Annotated in this window: 13 protein-coding genes; 4 read left to right on the top strand and 9 right to left on the bottom strand. The window is 62.3% G+C overall.

What is annotated here, in order from left to right; all coding sequences use genetic code 11:
* The first annotated feature begins 66 nt into the window (after positions 1-66).
* Complete coding sequence (locus NKI47_RS12965; protein ID WP_352571480.1) at positions 67-963, top strand: DMT family transporter; 897 nt, start codon at positions 67-69, stop codon at positions 961-963.
* Here the strand turns inward: NKI47_RS12965 and NKI47_RS12960 are convergent.
* Positions 951-2,171 (bottom strand): AI-2E family transporter, encoded by a 1,221-nt coding sequence (locus tag NKI47_RS12960; protein WP_352571482.1) that lies wholly within the window; start codon positions 2,169-2,171, stop codon positions 951-953. The two genes, NKI47_RS12965 and NKI47_RS12960, sit on opposite strands and share 13 nt — an antisense overlap.
* Positions 2,172-2,419: 248 nt before the next feature.
* The gene (parC, locus tag NKI47_RS12955; protein ID WP_352590501.1) at positions 2,420-4,672 is read right to left on the bottom strand and encodes a DNA topoisomerase IV subunit A; all 2,253 of its coding nucleotides are present in this window, start codon (positions 4,670-4,672) and stop codon (positions 2,420-2,422) included.
* A gap of 371 nt (positions 4,673-5,043) precedes the next feature.
* Between parC and NKI47_RS12950 the strand changes: the two genes are divergently transcribed.
* Positions 5,044-6,237, top strand: coding sequence for an aq_1923 C-terminal domain (locus NKI47_RS12950; protein ID WP_352590498.1), 1,194 nt, complete (start codon positions 5,044-5,046; stop codon positions 6,235-6,237).
* An 80-nt stretch (positions 6,238-6,317) separates the two neighbouring features.
* Here NKI47_RS12950 and aspS read toward each other — a convergent pair whose 3' ends face one another.
* The 4 genes from aspS to NKI47_RS12930 all read right to left on the bottom strand — a co-directional run bounded on the left by aspS (position 6,318) and on the right by NKI47_RS12930 (position 11,376).
* A complete protein-coding gene (aspS, locus tag NKI47_RS12945; protein ID WP_352590750.1) occupies positions 6,318-8,108 on the bottom strand; it encodes an aspartate--tRNA ligase in 1,791 nt (596 codons plus the stop codon).
* 214 nt (positions 8,109-8,322) lie between these two features.
* Complete coding sequence (locus NKI47_RS12940) at positions 8,323-9,147, bottom strand: carbohydrate ABC transporter permease (protein WP_352590495.1); 825 nt, start codon at positions 9,145-9,147, stop codon at positions 8,323-8,325.
* A 19-nt stretch (positions 9,148-9,166) separates the two neighbouring features.
* A complete protein-coding gene (locus NKI47_RS12935) occupies positions 9,167-10,039 on the bottom strand; it encodes a carbohydrate ABC transporter permease (RefSeq protein WP_352590748.1) in 873 nt (290 codons plus the stop codon).
* A 68-nt stretch (positions 10,040-10,107) separates the two neighbouring features.
* Positions 10,108-11,376: an ABC transporter substrate-binding protein gene (locus NKI47_RS12930; protein ID WP_352590492.1), complete on the bottom strand. Its 1,269-nt coding sequence runs from the start codon at positions 11,374-11,376 to the stop codon at positions 10,108-10,110.
* 391 nt (positions 11,377-11,767) lie between these two features.
* Here NKI47_RS12930 and NKI47_RS12925 point away from each other — a divergent pair, with 391 nt between their 5' ends.
* A complete protein-coding gene (locus NKI47_RS12925) occupies positions 11,768-13,015 on the top strand; it encodes an MFS transporter (RefSeq protein WP_023674455.1) in 1,248 nt (415 codons plus the stop codon).
* Between the two features lie 73 nt (positions 13,016-13,088).
* Positions 13,089-14,240 carry a ribonuclease D gene (rnd, locus tag NKI47_RS12920; protein WP_352590489.1) on the top strand — a complete coding sequence of 384 codons (1,152 nt, stop codon included), beginning with the start codon at positions 13,089-13,091 and terminating at the stop codon, positions 14,238-14,240.
* Positions 14,241-14,252: 12 nt separating this feature from the next.
* Here rnd and NKI47_RS12915 read toward each other — a convergent pair whose 3' ends face one another.
* Genes NKI47_RS12915 through guaB form a run of 3 tightly spaced genes read right to left on the bottom strand, consistent with a single transcriptional unit; the run spans position 14,253 to position 16,775 of the window.
* Positions 14,253-14,672: an MAPEG family protein gene (locus NKI47_RS12915; protein ID WP_352590486.1), complete on the bottom strand. Its 420-nt coding sequence runs from the start codon at positions 14,670-14,672 to the stop codon at positions 14,253-14,255.
* A 29-nt stretch (positions 14,673-14,701) separates the two neighbouring features.
* A complete protein-coding gene (locus NKI47_RS12910) occupies positions 14,702-15,241 on the bottom strand; it encodes a hypothetical protein (RefSeq protein WP_352571507.1) in 540 nt (179 codons plus the stop codon).
* A gap of 31 nt (positions 15,242-15,272) precedes the next feature.
* Positions 15,273-16,775 carry an IMP dehydrogenase gene (gene guaB / locus NKI47_RS12905; RefSeq protein ID WP_352458563.1) on the bottom strand — a complete coding sequence of 501 codons (1,503 nt, stop codon included), beginning with the start codon at positions 16,773-16,775 and terminating at the stop codon, positions 15,273-15,275.
* Positions 16,776-17,022 lie beyond the last annotated feature (247 nt).

The following is a 17,022-nucleotide window of genomic DNA, read 5'->3' as shown; positions in this document are numbered from 1 at the left end:
CCGGCCGATCGGCTGGAAAACCGGGCGGTCAATTTTGCGCCTCCAAGCCTACGCGAGAATTGCCGCATGTCTTCCCACAACGACCACCAGAGAGGCCTTCTGATCACCGCCATCGGCGGGCTGACGCTGACCGTCGACATTCCGCTGATCCGGCTCGCCGACGGCGAGGCGTGGACGATCCTGCTGTTGCGCACCGGCACGACCTTCGTCGCCACGCTTATCATCTGGGCCGCCTGGCGCTCGCTGAGCGCAAAGGCACCGCAGCTTGTGCCGGGCTGGTCAGGGCTCATCGTTGCCGGCCTCTACGGGCTCGGCTCGATCGCCTTCATCACCGGCGTCTACAACACTTCGACCGCCAATCTCGTTTTCATCCTGGCCTTCACCACCATGTTCGCGGCCGTTTTGTCGTGGCTGTTCCTGAAGGAGAGGCCACGGCCGCTGACGCTCGCAGCGCTGGCATTGATGATCGCCGGCGTCGTGATCATCGTCGGCGATTCCGTCGGAACCGGGCATCTCTTCGGCGACCTGATGGCGCTATGCTCGGCTTTCATGATCGCCGCGGCCATCACCATCTCGCGCGCCAGCGGCAAGGATATGGGCTTCACCGCGCTGATCGGAGTCGTCCTGCCGCTGGCCGTCGGCGCCGTGATGGTTTCCAAGGTGGGTTTTCACGTCAACGCACCCTGGTGGATCATCTTCAACGGCGCCGTCATCATGCCGATCTCGTTCTTCTGCCTCGCCAACGGCCCGAAATACATCTCCGGGCCGGAGGTGGCGATGTTCTACCTGCTTGAAACCGTGCTGGCGCCGGTCTGGGTGTGGATGATCTTCGCCGAAACACCGTCGCGCAACAGCCTGATCGGCGGCGCGATCCTAATCATGACCTTGATCGGCCATTCGCTCTGGCAGTTGCACGAGGGGCGCAAGCGCCGCGCCACCTTCGCCGTCAGTCACCCGGCCTGATTCTTTTTCGCGGCGGCGCGTCCGGCGACAATTTCGATCTGCGGCGGTGCGTCATCGTGCTCCGCCGGTTCGGCGGCAGCGAGCTCATCGGTCAGTTCCACTTCGCGCAGCCATTCGCGCCAGATTGCGACCAGCAGCGCCATCAGCACCGGGCCGATGAACAGGCCGAGAAAGCCCATCGTCTTGACGCCGCCAATCAGGCCGAAAAAGGTTGGCAGGAAGGGAAGCTTTATCGGCCCGCCGACCAGCTTCGGGCGCAATGTCTTGTCGACGATGAAGAGTTCGACCGCGCCCCAGATGAACAGTGCCAGCCCGGCCATCGGCGAGCCGCTGGCCGCGAGATAGATCGACACCAGCGTGAAGGACAGCGGTGCGCCGCCGGGGATCAGCGCCATGATGCCGGTCAGCGCGCCGAGCGTCACCGGCGACGGCACGCCGGCCAACCAGTAAGCGATACCCAGCACCAGCCCTTCGCCGATGGCGATAACGGTCATGCCGGTCACCGTCGAGGAGATTGTCGCAGGCACCACGCGTGAGATCCGTTCCCATCTGGCCGGCAGGATGCGTTCGCCGAGGCGATCGACCTGTCCGGCGAAATGCTCGCCGTCGCGATAGGCGAAGAACAGCGCGATCATCATGAATAGCAGCGTCAGCAAAAGGCCGAAGGCGCTGCCGCCGGCGGCAAGCACGCCGCGATAGATGCTGCCGATATTGGCGCCACTGATCAGCTGGATCAGTTCGCCGATACCGCCGGGGTGGCCAACGTTGACCGTCCATTGTTCATTGAGCCATTCGCCCACCACGGGCATGGTGGCGATCCAGTGCGGCGTCGGCGCACCGTAGCGGTTGGTCTCTATCGCCCAGTTGACCCACTCGCGCACCTCATTGATGGCGTAGGTGCCGGCAAGCGCGATCGGCACCACCAGGAAAGTCAGGATGAACAAGATCGCAAGCGTCGCAGCGATGGTGCGGTTGCCGCCGACGCCGGCGAGCAGCCGCCGATAGAGCGGCCAGCTGGCGAAGGCGATAACCAGGGCGGCAAGAACCGGGAACAGGAAGCCGTGGAAGAAATAAACGCCGGCGGCAACGATCAGCACCAGGAGCCAGCGCGCCGCCGACAGCGGCGGAATGACAGCGGCCCTGAGCGGCATCGACAGGCCAAACAGACGCTGCTGCCGCTCCGGCTTCTGGATCCTGACTTCCTTCAAGCGGCTACCTCTCCCTGGCCCATCGTATCGCTTATGCCCTGATATAGTGCAGCAATCGTGACGACATCCCAAATGTTTGGGTGGAGCTGCTAATCTCCCCCCTTGAGGGGGAGATGTCGCCGAAGGCGACAGAGGGGTCGGGACGTCCTGACGCGACCTTACCACGAACAAAGGAGGCTGGCGCTTCATGCGCGGGGACCCCCTCTGGCCTGCCGGCCATCTCCCCCTCAAGGGGGGAGATTACCGCTTCACCCGAACTTGCCAGTCCTCGGGAAACCCTTCGGCACCATGCGGCCGGCCGAGGCGCGGGCGCCAATCCATTCGGCAAGCTCGTCACGCGATTTGGTGAAGGTGCGGTCTGCCGAATCCTGCCAGGACAGGCCGCTTGCGAGCGTGAAGGTCTTGAGGTCGAGGACGCCGCCATCTTTGTATTTCTGCAGGCGCACGCCCTTGCCGCGCCCCATCTCCGGGATCTCGGCCAGCGGGAATACCAGCATCTTGCGATTCTCGCCGACAATGGCGAGATGGTCGCCGGCGACGCTTATGCAGCGCTGGGCTTCGTCGGGCGCCTTGACGTTCATCACCTGCTTGCCCTTGCGGGTGTTGGCGACGACTTCTTCTTCCGGCACGATGAAACCGTTGCCGTCATGCGACACCAGCAGCAGCTTGCGCTTGGGATCATGGACGAAGGCGGTGACGATATCCTGGTCGTTGTCCATGTCGACGATGATGCGGATCGGCTCGCCGTGGCCACGCCCACCAGGCAGCCGGTCGGCGCCGATCGTGTAGAACTTGCCGCCGGTGGTGGAGACCAGCACCTTGTCGGTCGTCTGGGCGTGGAAGGCGAGCTTGAGGCTGTCGCCTTCCTTGAAGGTCAGGGCCGAATGGTCGGTCAGATGACCTTTCATGGCCCTCAGCCAGCCCTTTTCTGAAACGACCACGGTGACCGGCTCGCGCTCGATCATGGCGTGGGCGATATCGGTCAGGTCATGCTCGGGTGCGTCGGCGAACTCGGTGCGGCGCTTGCCGATGTCGGTCTCGGGCCCGTATTTCTGGCGAACATTGGCGACTTCCCACTTGATCGTCGCCCACTGCTTGGCGTCGGACGCAAGCAGTGCCTCGATCTGCTTCTTCTCGCCGGTCAGGCCATTGAATTCCTCGCGAATTTCGAATTCCTCGAGCTTGCGCAGCGCCCTCAGCCGCATGTTGAGGATGGCTTCAGCCTGGGTGTCGGTGAGTGACCAGCGGGCCATCATCACCTGCTTGGGCTCGTCCTCCTCGCGGATGATCCTGATCACCTCGTCGATGTTGAGGTAGGCGATCAAATAGCCGGCGAGGATCTCCAGCCGCCTTTCGATCTCGCCGAGGCGGTGCTTGGAGCGGCGGATCAGGACGTCGCGGCGGTGCTCCAGCCATTCCTTGAGCACACCTTTCAGCGACAGCACGTTCGGCACCTTGCCGCGCGACAACACGTTCATGTTGAGCGGAAAGCGGCTTTCGAGCTCGGTCAGCTTGAACAGCGATTCCATCATGATGCCGGGATCGACCGAGCGGCTTTTCGGCACCAGCACGACGCGGATGTCCTCGGCGCTCTCGTCGCGGATATCCTCGAGCAGCGGCAGCTTGCGTGCCATCAAGAGCTCGGCGATCTTTTCGATCAGCCTGGCCTTCTGGACGCCGTAAGGGATTTCGGTGACGACTATGTTCCAGGTGCCCCTGCCCTGGTCCTCCTGGCTCCATTTCGCCCTGACACGAAAGCCGCCGCGACCCGTTTCGTAGGCTTCGAGGATCGAGGCTCGGCTGTCGACGATGATGCCGCCGGTCGGGAAATCCGGACCTTGCACGAAATCCATCAGCTTGGTGACGGGCGCATCCGGACGATCAATCAGGTGAAGCGCGGCGTCGCAGAGCTCGGCCGCATTGTGCGGCGGGATCGAGGTCGCCATGCCGACGGCGATGCCGGACGAGCCGTTGGCGAGCAGGTTAGGGAAGGCGCCGGGCAGCACGGCCGGCTCCTCGTCTTCCTCGTTGTAGGTCGGGCGGAAATCGACGGCGTCCTCGGTGATGCCTTCCAGCAGCAGCGTCGACACTTCGGTCATGCGCGCTTCGGTGTAGCGCATGGCGGCGGCGTTATCGCCGTCGATATTGCCGAAATTGCCCTGCCCGTCGACCAGCGGGTAGCGCATCGAAAAATCCTGCGCCAACCGCACCAACGCGTCGTAGATCGACTGGTCACCATGCGGATGGAATTTGCCCATCACCTCGCCGACGATGCGGGCGCATTTGGCAAAGCCCTGGTCGGGGTTGAGCCGCAACAGACGCATGGCATGCATGATGCGACGATGCACCGGCTTCAGCCCGTCGCGCACGTCCGGCAGTGCCCGGTGCATGATGGTCGACAGCGCGTAGGCGAGATAGCGCTCTTCCAGCGCCTTCTTCAGATCGACCGGCTCGATATTGTCGCCGCCGCCACTCTCGGGCGGCAAAAGCCTTTTTCCCATGGGCTGGCACTAGCCGAGCGGGTGATTCGCGGCAAGAGGCACCGGTATGCATCCTCCTAAAGCGAGTCGCATTCGACCGGCCCCATGCGACGCTTTAGGTCCTTGTTTTGATACATGCCGTTATCGCAAAACCCGCTGCACACTTTTGCGCGACATCCATTATGCAACAGGAATTGGAAGCGTCACGACGCCGGCCAACATCAACCCGTTACATCCTGCTTCTATCGCAAGGCTGATGGATCGGGTTTGCCTTTGGCCGCGATTTTCGACCATTGTGCCGGGGCCCGCCTTTTTCCGGTCCAGTTCGTCACCGAATGGTGACGACGCGACGATTTGAAAAGAATTTCAGGACACTCTCAGGGGAGCTCTCGATGACGATCAGACACTCGACACTTATTAAAAGACTGGCTTTTTCGACCTTTTTGCTGACGCTGCCGCTGAATGCGGCGTTCGCGCAGGATACCGCGGTCGCCGACCGGCTGAAGGCTGCCCTCGCCGCGCAGGGTGTCGACCTCTCCTGGACCGGAGTAACCGGCGACACCTCCAGCATGGTTCTGCAAGGCGTAGCGGTCAAACCGGCGGCCGAAAAGGAGGCGCTCAAGATCGGCGACGTCAAGCTCGAAGGTGTGACCGAAGCCAATGGCGGCTATCAAATCGCGACCGTATCGACGTCGCCGTTCGAACACAGCGAAGATGGCGTCACGCTCAATCTCAGCCCCTTCGTCATCCACGACATGACGGTTCCGGCCGAAGGCGCAACCGGTCCGCTGGGCTCGCTGATGATGTACAAATCGGCCGAGCTCGACAACATGACAGTCAAAGTGGCTGACAAAACTGCTTTCTCGATGGACGGGCTTGCCATCGCAATCACGCCGCCGGCCGACGGCAAGGCCATGGCGTTTTCCGGCACTACGGAAAAATTCGCTGCCGACCTGACCCTGGTCGAAGATCCGAAGTCCAAGGAAGTCATCAACGCGCTCGGCTACCAGAACATATCAGGCAATCTTGAGATGGAAGGCACCTGGCAGCCTACCGACGGCAGGATGGACTTGTCGAAATACGAAATATCGGTCGACAATGCCGGCACGCTCGGCATGACCTTCGATCTCGGCGGCTACACGCTGGACGTCATCAAATCACTGCAGGAGATGCAGAAGAAGATGGCAGCGCAGCCCGAAGGCGCGGACAATTCGGCGCAAGGCATGGCCATGCTCGGGCTGCTGCAGCAGCTTTCGTTCAACAGCGCCTCGATCCGCTTCGACGACGATTCGCTGACCAAAAAGGTGCTCGATTATGCCGGCAAGCAGCAAGGCATGTCCGGCAAGGACATCGCCAACCAGGCCAAGGCGATCGTGCCCTTCGGCATGGCGCAGCTCAACAATCCGGAACTGACCGCGCAGGTTTCGGCCGCGGTCAACAAATTCCTCGACGACCCGCAAAGCATCGAGGTCTCGGCCGAGCCGCCGGCAGCGGTGCCGTTCGCGCTGATCATGGCGGGCGCCATGTCCAACCCGCTCGACCTGCCGAAAACGCTTGGCGTGACGGTTACAGCAAACGAAGACTGATCGAGACAGGCTTCAAGCAAAAAGCCCGGCAGCGATGCCGGGCTTTTTTATGAATCAACAGCACCGGTTCGGAGCGTTTTCTAAACCTCTTTCTTCGTCGCCACGACGCGCAGCGACAATTCGCGAAGCTGCTGCGGGCTGGCTTCCGACGGCGCGTTCATCAACAGGTCGTAGGCCTGCTGGTTCATCGGGAACATGGTCACTTCGCGCAGGTTCCTGGCGCCGACCAGAAGCATGACGACACGGTCGATGCCGGCCGCCATGCCGCCATGCGGCGGCGCGCCATACTGGAAAGCACGGTAAAGGCCACCGAAGTGTTCCTCGACCGTTGCGCGGTCCAGCCCGACGGTTTCGAACGCCTTGACCATGGTTTCGGGCAGATGGTTGCGGATGCCGCCGGAGGCGATCTCGAAGCCATTGCAGACCATGTCGTACTGGAACGCCTTGATGCCGAGCAGATCCTCGCCGTTAAGCGCATCGATGCCACCTTGCGGCATCGAGAAAGGATTGTGCGCGAAATCGATCTTCTTCTCGTCCTCGTTCCATTCGAAGAACGGGAAGTCGACGATCCAGCACAATTCGAAGCGGTCGCGGTCGACAAGATTGAGCTCCTCGCCGGCGCGGGTGCGCGCCGCTCCCGCGAAGGAGACGAATTTCTTCGGATCGCCGGCGACGAAGAAGGCGGCATCGCCATCGGCAAGGCCGAGTTGTTGTCGGATCGCGTCGGTGCGCTCCTCGCCGATGTTCTTGGCCAGCGGCCCGGCGCCTTCAAGCTTCTCGCCCTCCTTGCGCCAGAAGATGTAGCCGAGGCCGGGCTGGCCCTCGCCTTGCGCCCATGAGTTCATGCGGTCGCAGAAGGCGCGAGACCCGCCGGTCTTGGCCGGAATGGCCCAGACCTCGGCCTTCGGATCGTTGGCAAGGATGTTGGCAAATACCTTGAAGCCAGAGTCGCGAAAATGATCCGAGACGGCCTGCATCTCGATCGGGTTGCGCAGGTCCGGCTTGTCGGTGCCGTATTTGCGCATGGCGACATCATAGGCGATGCGCGGAAACTTCTCCGTCACCGGCTTGCCGGCGGCAAAGGTCTCGAACACCCCCCGCATCACCGGCTCCATGGTGCTGAACACATCCTCCTGCTCGACGAAGCTCATCTCCACGTCGAGCTGGTAGAATTCACCCGGCAGACGGTCGGCGCGCGGGTCCTCGTCGCGGAAGCAGGGCGCAATCTGGAAGTAGCGGTCGAAGCCGGACACCATGATCAGCTGCTTATATATCTGCGGTGCCTGCGGCAGCGCATAGAAAGTGCCGGGGTGGATGCGCGACGGCACCAGAAAGTCGCGCGCCCCTTCCGGCGACGAGGCGGTCAGGATCGGCGTCGAGAATTCCGTGAAGCCGACCTCGCCCATCAGCTTGCGCATCTCGGCGATGATTTTCGTCCGCGCGACGATATTCTTGTGCAGCGTGTCGCGGCGCAGGTCGAGGAAGCGGTATTTGAGGCGGATGTCCTCTGGATAATCCGGCTCGCCGAAGACCGGCAGCGGCAATTCCTTGGCCGCCGACAGCACCTCGATCTCGCGGGCGAAAATCTCGATCTCGCCGGTCGGCAAATTAGGGTTCACGGTGTCGGCGAGGCGCGCCTTGACCTCGCCGTCGACGCGGACGACCCATTCGCCGCGCAAGGTCTCGGCAATCTTGAAGGCCGGCGAATCCGGATCGGCGACGATCTGCGTCAGGCCGTAATGGTCGCGCAAATCGATGAACAGCAGGCCGCCATGGTCGCGCACGCGATGCACCCAACCCGACAGGCGTACGGTCGAGCCGACGTCGGCCTTCCTCAACTGGGCACAGGTATGGCTGCGGTAACGATGCATTGTCATTGCTGAAGTCCGGATGTTGGTTGCTGTGCCGAAGCGTGAGAGCCCGGCTCGAAAATTTGCGCGAAAAGCACATGGGAGGGTGCATTTGTCAAGGCAAGCCGCGGCTGGGTCGAGTTCGCGTTCTTCCCGCCCTATCCCACCGGCATCAATTTATGCTCGAGGCGTCAATCTGAGTTCGCTGCTCGGTGCCGGCAGTTCAACTATGCACTCACCCCTTCACCCCGCCCGCCGTGAGGCCGGAGATGATCTTGCGCTGGAAGATCAGGACAAGGATGACGAGCGGCACGGTGACGATCACCGATGCGGCCATGATGTTGCCCCACGGGATCTCGAATTGAGAGCTGCCGGAGAGCAGGGCGATGGCGACCGGCACGGTTCGCTGCTCGTTGCTGGAGGTAAACGTCAGGGCAAACAGGAACTCGTTCCAAGCACCGATGAAGGCGAGTAGCCCGGTGGTCGCCAGCGCCGGCCACATCAGCGGCAGGAAGACGCGGCTGATGATGATCCAGGGCGTGGCGCCATCGAGGATCGCCGCTTCCTCCACCTCGATCGGCAGGTCACGAACGAAGGCGGTGAGCACCCAGACGGTGAACGGCAAGGTGAAGATCATGTAGGACAAGATCAGCGCGAACGGCGAATTGTAGAGGCCGAAGGTGCGGATCAGCTCGAAAAGACCGGCAAGCACCGCCAATTGCGGGAACATCGAAACGGACAGGATAGTGAGGAGCAGAGCCGAGCGGCCGCGGAAGCGGATGCGCGCCAGCGCATAGGCGGCGGTGACGCCGAGGAACAGCGAAATGACAACAACCGCGCTCGAGATGAACAGCGAGTTCACGAGATTGCGCAGGAAGGTCCCCTCGGTGAATACGGTCCTGTAGTTGCTGAAGGTAATCGTCTTCGGCCAATAGTCGACCTGGAAGAGCGCCGTTCCCGATTTCAGGCTGGTGATGGTGGCATAGTAGAACGGGAACACCGCGACGACGACGATAACGGCGACGAGGAGGTAGAAAGCCGTGCGCTTGACGATCCACATGGTCAGTAGTCCCACATGATCAATAGTCCTTGTCCAGTCTTATCCGGCCGAGCCAAAGAACGAGCATGGTCAGCAGAGCGAGGATAAGGAAGAGCAGCGTCGAGGCGGCGGAACCGTAGGCAAACTTGTCGAACTCAAACAGGCTCTCGCGGGCAAACACCGACATCGACTTGGTATGTATGTTGTTTGGCGTAAGCACGTAGATCAGATCGAAGATGCGCAGGGCGTCGAGACCGCGAAAGATCATGGCCACCATCAACGCCGGTCGGATGAGCGGCAAGGTGATCTTCCAGAAAATTCTCCACGCGCCGACGCCGTCGAGCTTGGCGACCTCGTAGATTTCTTGCGGAAGCATCTGGAGGCCGGCGAGAATGAGAAGCGCCATGAAAGGGGTCGCTTTCCAGATGTCGACAACGAGGACGGCGACCATCGCCGTGTCGGCGCTGGCCGTCCAGGCGATTTTTGTGCTGATCAGGCCGAGCTTGAGCAGGACGTCGTTGATGATGCCGAACTGGTCGTTGAGCATCCACAGCCACATTTTCGCCGAGACGATCGTCGGGATCGCCCAAGGAATGAGGATCGCCGCGCGCACGATGCCGCGGCCGCGAAACTTGGCGTTGAGCACCAGCGCGACGATCATGCCGAGCACCGTCTCGCAGGTCACCGAAATCACCGCGAAGCGCACCGTGTTCCAGACGGCGCGCCACCAGACCGGATCGGCGAGCAGCCCGTCATAGATGACGCGGCCGCTCGGCATGTGCACGACGGAGAAATAGTTGGCGAAGCCAACCCAGCGGCGGGCTTCGAGGTCGGCGAGCGAGGCATCGGTGAAGCCGAAATAGATCGTGCGCATCAACGGCCAACCGGCAACGGCGGCGAGCACGATGAGCATCGGAGCAAGCAGCAGCCATGCCGAGCGCACACGCTGACGCGCCAGCAGCGAGCCTGAGCGCGGCGAGGTCACCAGGCGGTGCCCTTGAGCCTGGTCAAGGAGAACTCCAGATCGGCAAGGTTGTCGGCGGCCGTGCCCTCGCCGGACATGGTGTTGTGGACGGCGGTCCAGAACTCGCTCGATGCCTCATTGTACCTGGTCTTGGCCTGGGCCGAGGGACGCGGCACCGCGTTGAGGACGACTTCCTTCCAGCGCGGAATCACCGGCTGGGCGCTGGCGATCTCGGCATCGTCATAGAGTGCCTGGATGGTCGGCAGATATGCCCCCTTCAAGGCGCGGTACTTCTGCATCTGAGGCGAGGCGATCCATTTGACCAGCTCGATCGCTGCATCCGGGTTCTTCGAATATTTGGAAACCGCGAGATTCCAGCCGCCAAGCGTTGCTGCCGGGCGCGCGCCCTCACCCGACCCCGGCGGCAGCGTGGTCACCTTGAACTTGCCTTTGATGGGGGAGCTTTCGCTGTTGCCAAGCGCGTAGGCGTAGGGCCAGTTGCGCATGAAGACGGCGTTGCCGGTCTGCCAGACTCCGCGCGACTCTTCTTCCTGGTAGGCCAGAACGCCGGGCGGCGAGATGGTTCCCACCCAGCTCCTCGCCATTTCCAGCGCCGCAGCTGCTTGCGGATTGTTGATGGAGATCGTACCGTCCGGCTCGATAATCTGGCCGCCGCCGTTCGACTTCACCCATTCGAGTGCATCGCAGGTCAGCCCCTCATAGGCGTTGCCCTGGAAAACGAAACCCCACATGTCCTTGTTGCCGGCCGCGCGCTCCTTGTCCATGACAAGCTTGGCGGTATCGGCAAGTTCAGCCCAGCTGGCCGGGACCCTGGCGCCGTATTTGTCGAGGAGATCCTTGCGGTAGTAGAGCGCCGGAGCGTCGGTGAATATCGGCAAGGCGACGAGCTTGCCGTCCACGGTCTGCGATTTGATGATCGATGGGAAATGGGCGCCAACGACATCCTTGGTCGCTTCGGTCAGGTCGATGAACTGCCTTGCAAGCTGGGGGGCCCAGATGATGTCCGTTTGATAGACGTCGACGTCGCTGCTTCCGGCGGCAAGCCAGAGCCGGTATTGGCCAAACTGGTCCGTCGCCGAGGGAGGCAGCGGAACGACGCTAACCTTGTTGCCGGTCTTCTTCTCGTATTGATCGAGGATCTCGCGAAGGATTCTCTGGCCGTTGCCGGTATCTCCGGACACCATGGCGAGGTCGACAGCCCGCGCCGGCCCGGCCGCCAGAACTGCGGCCACGGCAAATGCCGCAAATGCGGAATGAAATTTCATGATGGCGGACCTCCCTTTGGAGCTTCAGGCCGGGCAGCAGAAACGACGTCGATGCCTGACACCGTCTCCGCACACCGGCGGCTCACAAGACGCGTATTCGCCCACCAGCACTGAACTACAAAGATACGCCTTGGTTCCCAACACGGAGGGTCCGGCGCCACGCGGTAGCGCAAGTTCCCCCTCGGTAATGCACCTAAAGCGTGTCGCGTTCGATCGGCCTCATGCGACGCGCTTTAGGTTCTTGTTTTTATGCATGTCGTTATCGCAAAACCGCTGCACACTTTTGCGCGACATGCATTAAGGCCCCCGGCTGGCCCCAACGCCACCGGGAATTGCCGCTGGCATTGGCGAAGGCGATAGTTCAAGAAGGATCAACGACAGGCTTTCCTTCATGTCCTCCATCCGCCCGCTGATCCCCCTCCTGATCGCCGCCGGCATCCTGCTCGGCGGCAACGGCCTGCAGAGCACGTTGATTGCGCTGCGTGGTGCGCAGGAAGGTTTTCCCGCTTCCTCGATCGGCCTGATGGGCACGTTCTATTTCGCCGGCTTCCTGCTCGGCTGCCTTGCCGTGACCCGCATCATGAAGTCCGTCGGCCATGTGCGCGCCTTTTCGGCACTCGCGGCGATCGCCTCGGCGGGAACGCTGCTTCTGGTGCTGGTCATCGATCCGGTGATGTGGTGCGCCGTGCGCTTTGCCGGCGGGTTCTGCTTTGCCGGCCTGTTCACCATCATGGAAGCCTGGCTGAATTCCGGCGTCACCAACACCGACCGGGCGCGGGTGCTTGCCATCTACCGGATGGTCGACATCGGCTCGGTGACGGGCGCCCAGTTCCTGATCCCGATCTTTGGCGCCGGCGGCTTTGCCATCTTCGCCATCATGTCGATGATGATCACCGTTTCGCTGGTGCCGGTTTCGCTCGGCGACCGCTCCAATCCGACGCCGCCGGAAGACGTCAAGCTCGATTTGGCGCGCGTCTGGCGGATCTCGCCGCTCGGCTGCTTCGGCTGTATCGCCGTCGGCGTCACAAACAGCGCCTTCCGCACCCTGTCGCCGGTCTATGCCGAGCAAATCGGCATGTCGGTCGCCGACGTCGTCACCTTCGTCAGCGTCGGTATTTTCGGCGGCGCCATCATCCAATACCCGCTTGGCTATCTCTCCGACCGCTGGGACCGGCGCTCGGTGCTGCTGATGACGACGTGCTGTGCGATGGTGGCGGCACTGGCGCTGGCATTCGTGGCAGGCGGCAGCCCGTTTCTCAACTTCCTGCTCGTCTTCATCTTCGGCTGCTTCGCCATGCCGCTCTATTCGTTGTCAGCGGCGCATTCCAACGACCGCGCCGACAAGGGCGAGTTCGTGCTGATCAACGCTGCCTTGATGCTGTTTTATTCCTTCGGCGCCATCGGCGGGCCGTTCGCAGCCTCGACGGTGATGCAATTTTTCGGGCCGAGCGCGCTGTTCGTGTTCAGCGCCACCGTCTATGCAATCTTCGTGGCCGTCATCCTTTACCGGATGCAGGCGCGCTCCGCCGTGCCGGCCACCCATCGCAGCCGTTTTACGGCGCTGTTGCGCACTTCGACGGTTTTTGCCCGGCTGGCGAAGCGGAATGCCGATCCCGATGAACCCGCAAAGCCTGGATAGAGGTGCTGGTGCTTGACGAAAGGGCGCGCGGCTGAAATTGAAAGAGACCCTATCCCTTGCCAAAAGCGATTTGATGCACGTCATCACCACCCAGAAAGAACTCGAGACCGCTATTGCCGCTTTCGAAAAGGCGGAATTCGTCACCGTCGATACCGAATTCATTCGCGAAACGACCTTCTGGCCGATCCTGTGCCTGATCCAGATGGCAGCGCCCGGGGTGACCGCGCTGATCGATCCGCTGTCGCCCGACATCGACCTGAAACCGTTCTTCAGGCTGATGGCCAACGAGGCGATCGTCAAAGTCTTCCATGCGGCGCGCCAGGACATCGAAATCATCGTGCATCTCGGCGATCTGGTGCCGCATCCGGTGTTCGACACCCAGGTCGCGGCAATGGTCTGCGGCTTCGGCGACAGCGTCTCCTACGACCAGCTGGTGCAGCGCATCACCGGAGCGCGGCTCGACAAGTCCTCGCGCTTCACCGACTGGCGCCACCGTCCGCTGTCCGAAAAGCAGCTCGACTACGCGCTCGCCGACGTCACCCACCTGATCGAGGTCTACAAGCATCTCAGCGCCGAGTTGGTGCGGGAAAACCGCGCCCACTGGCTGAACGAGGAGATGGACGTGCTGACCTCGCGCGAGACCTATGATCCGCATCCCGAGGATGCCTGGAAGCGGCTCAAGATGCGGCTGCGCAAGCCGCAGGAACTGGCGATCGTGCAGGCGGTGGCCGCCTGGCGCGAACGCGAAGCGCGCGAGCGCGACGTGCCGCGCGGCCGGGTGCTCAAGGACGATGCGATCTACGAAGTGGCGCAGCAGGCGCCGCGCGACGCTGCGGCGCTGAGCAAGCTGCGTACCACGCCGAAGGGCTGGGAGCGCTCGTCGACGGCGACGGCACTGCTTGGCGCGGTAAACGGCGCCCTTGCCCTGCCCAGGGAAGAGATGCCGAAGCTGCCGAAGAGCTTCCAGCCGCCGGAGGGGTCGAGCGCCGCGGCGGAGTTGCTGAAGGTGCTGCTGCGGATCGTTGCCGAAAAGGAGGGCGTCGCATCCAAGGTACTCGCCTCCAGTGACGACATCGACCGCATCGCTGCCGAGGGCGAGGAAGCCGACGTGCCGGCATTGCAAGGCTGGCGGCGCGCCGTCTTCGGCGAGGCCGCGCTCAAGCTGGTGCGCGGTGAACTCGCCATCAGGTTCGACAAGCGCAAGATCGCTGTGTTCGATTTGTAGCCTTGAGCTTGCTCAGACCAAGCCGAGCAGATGCAGCGCTAGCCATATCCAGCCAAGTGCAAGAACTACCGCGCCCAGGTAGAATGCCCTGCTGCGCAGGATTAGCCGATTGCTGGTCAAGTGGACCGACGCGTGAAGATAGCGGGAGACGACAAAGATCCACATCAGAGCCAAGGTCAGATAATTGACGCCATTGGTCACGTGCAGCGTCAAGCACAAGACGTAGAAAAGCACCTGCAGTTCGAACTGGTTGCTCAGATTGTCGGTGACGGTGATACTGGACCCAGGCTCCGTCGAGCGCGTCTTGAACTGGCCGGTCTTGGCTTCGCCCGACCTGACCGCACCATAGCGGCGCCGGCCCATTACGATATAGACGATATAGACCAGCAGCACCTGCGCCAGCATCGGCCAGAAGATCGCGGTCTGGTTCAAGACGCCCCCCTGTCGTTGTCACCCAGCCTTCAAGGCCGTTTCTGAGCCATCAGAGTGAAAGCCGCAATGACAGTCACTGGTATCGCCAGTAGGGCGAATTTGGTGACGATCAGCGCCGAGGCGAAGGATAGTGAATCCGGATTGGCCGACAGAAAATCGGACAAAAGACGAGCCACGGCGATATTCTGAGCATAGTCGGTAAGCAGGTAGGGCAGCACCAGCACAACCGCGAATATCGACTGGGTTTGCGCAGGCAGTGCACGGAAATTCTTCAGCCGCCGGCCCGTGGCCAGGATCAGGCTGACCATCGTCAGCGATAGCAGCGCCGGAAAAAGCAGGTCGAAGGTCAGGTAATGCCAGACGAGAATAATTTCGCTGCCGCGCCGGCCGAGGGCTGTTAGCCAGGCCATGCCCTCATCCGGGGTGAAACCGGTATAGCGCATGTCGAGCGACGGCAGACCGCCGCTCAATCGGCGAAAATAGAGGAACTCCATCGCCGTCATGATGATGAAAACCGCCACGGTGGCGGTACAGAGTGCGGCCGCGTGGCGCGACAGCCGCAGGATCATTGCCGCCAGATTGCGCCAAAGCGCATGGCGATCAGGCTCCGCCAGGATAATTCGGGCTTTCGCGGGTAATCGTGACGTCATGGGCGTGGCTTTCACGAAGTCCGGCATTGGATATCCGCACAAAAGTGGCGCGCTCGCGGAAATCGGCAAGGTCGCGGCCACCGACATAACCCATAGCGGCTTTCAGGCCGCCTGCAAGCTGGTGCAGCACGCCAGACACAGGTCCTTTGTACGGCACCTGCCCTTCGATGCCTTCCGGGACCAGTTTCAGCGTGTCGCGCACCTCGGCCTGGAAGTAACGATCGGCGGAGCCGCGTGCCATGGCGCCGACCGAGCCCATGCCGCGATAGGCTTTGAAGGAGCGGCCCTGGTGCAGATAGACCTCGCCCGGGCTCTCGTCCGTGCCGGCCAGCAGCGAGCCGATCATCGCAGCACTTGCGCCGGCGGCCAGTGCCTTGGCGAGATCGCCCGAATATTTGATGCCGCCATCGGCGATGACCGAAACGCCGGATTTCTGCGCCGTCTCGACCGCCGACATGATCGCCGAGAGCTGCGGCACGCCGACGCCGGCGACGATGCGGGTGGTGCAGATGGAGCCTGGTCCGATGCCGACCTTGACCGCGTCGGCGCCGGCATCGATTAGCGCCAAGGTGCCTTCCGCGGTGGCGACGTTGCCGGCCAGGATACGAACCGAGTTGGACAGCTTCTTGGCCCGCGTCACCGCATCCAGAACGCGCTGCGAATGACCGTGCGCGGTGTCGATCACCAGAAGGTCGACGCCGGCGTCGATGAGGCGCTCAGCCCGCTCGAAGCCGTCATCGCCGACGCTGGTGGCGGCAGCGGCGCGCAAGCGTCCCTGCGCATCCTTGGTGGCGTGCGGGTTGAGCTGCGACTTCTCGATGTCCTTGACCGTGATCAGCCCGACGCAATTGCCGTCCCGATCGACCACAACAAGCTTCTCGATGCGGTGCTGGTGGAGCAGCCGCTTGGCCTCGTCCTGATCGACGTTCTCCTTGACCGTGATCAGGTTCTCGCGGGTCATCAGCTCATAGACCTTTTGCGCCGGATCGGACGCGAAGCGGACGTCGCGGTTGGTCAGGATGCCGACGAGCCGGCCGACCGTGTGGCCGCCGGTGCCGCCGTTCTCGACCACCGGGATGCCCGAGATGCTGTAGGTGCGCATCAGACCCAGCGCATCGGCAAGCGTCGCCTCGGGACCGATGGTGACGGGGTTGACCACCATGCCGGACTCGAACTTCTTCACCTGCCGTACCTGCTCGGCCTGTTCGGCCGGCGAGAAATTGCGGTGGATGACGCCGATGCCGCCGGCCTGGGCCATGGCGATGGCGAGCCGCGCCTCTGTGACCGTGTCCATGGCGGCCGACAGGATCGGCACGTTGAGGTCGATGTCGCCAGCGATGCGGGTGCGGATGTCGGTCTCGCCGGGCATGACCTCGGAATGACCCGGCTGCAGCAGCACGTCGTCAAAGGTCAGCGCCAATGCGCCGGTGGACGTCTCGATGATTTTTGCCATGGCCAGCCCTCGGAATGCAGGAAAGGCGCTCGCCCTGATGGACAGCGCCGACTCGTCTTCTTCCCTTTCAGGATTGGCGCTGGCTCGTAACACGTCCCGTCGCCGTTGAAAAGCCGATGGTTGTGTAGTGGCGAAGCTGCATTTGCCGCAGGTGATGCAAGACTTGCGGTCGCACAAACGTGACAGCAAATTAATGCGACATTCGGGCCCAGCCATGATAACCGCCCTACCTGTCGGTTTGGCCCCC

Source organism: Mesorhizobium sp. M0633 (assembly GCF_040320645.1).
Taxonomy (GTDB): domain Bacteria; phylum Pseudomonadota; class Alphaproteobacteria; order Rhizobiales; family Rhizobiaceae; genus Mesorhizobium.
Note: the sequence above shows the minus strand (reverse complement) of the source record. Positions and strands in the feature narration are given on the sequence as shown.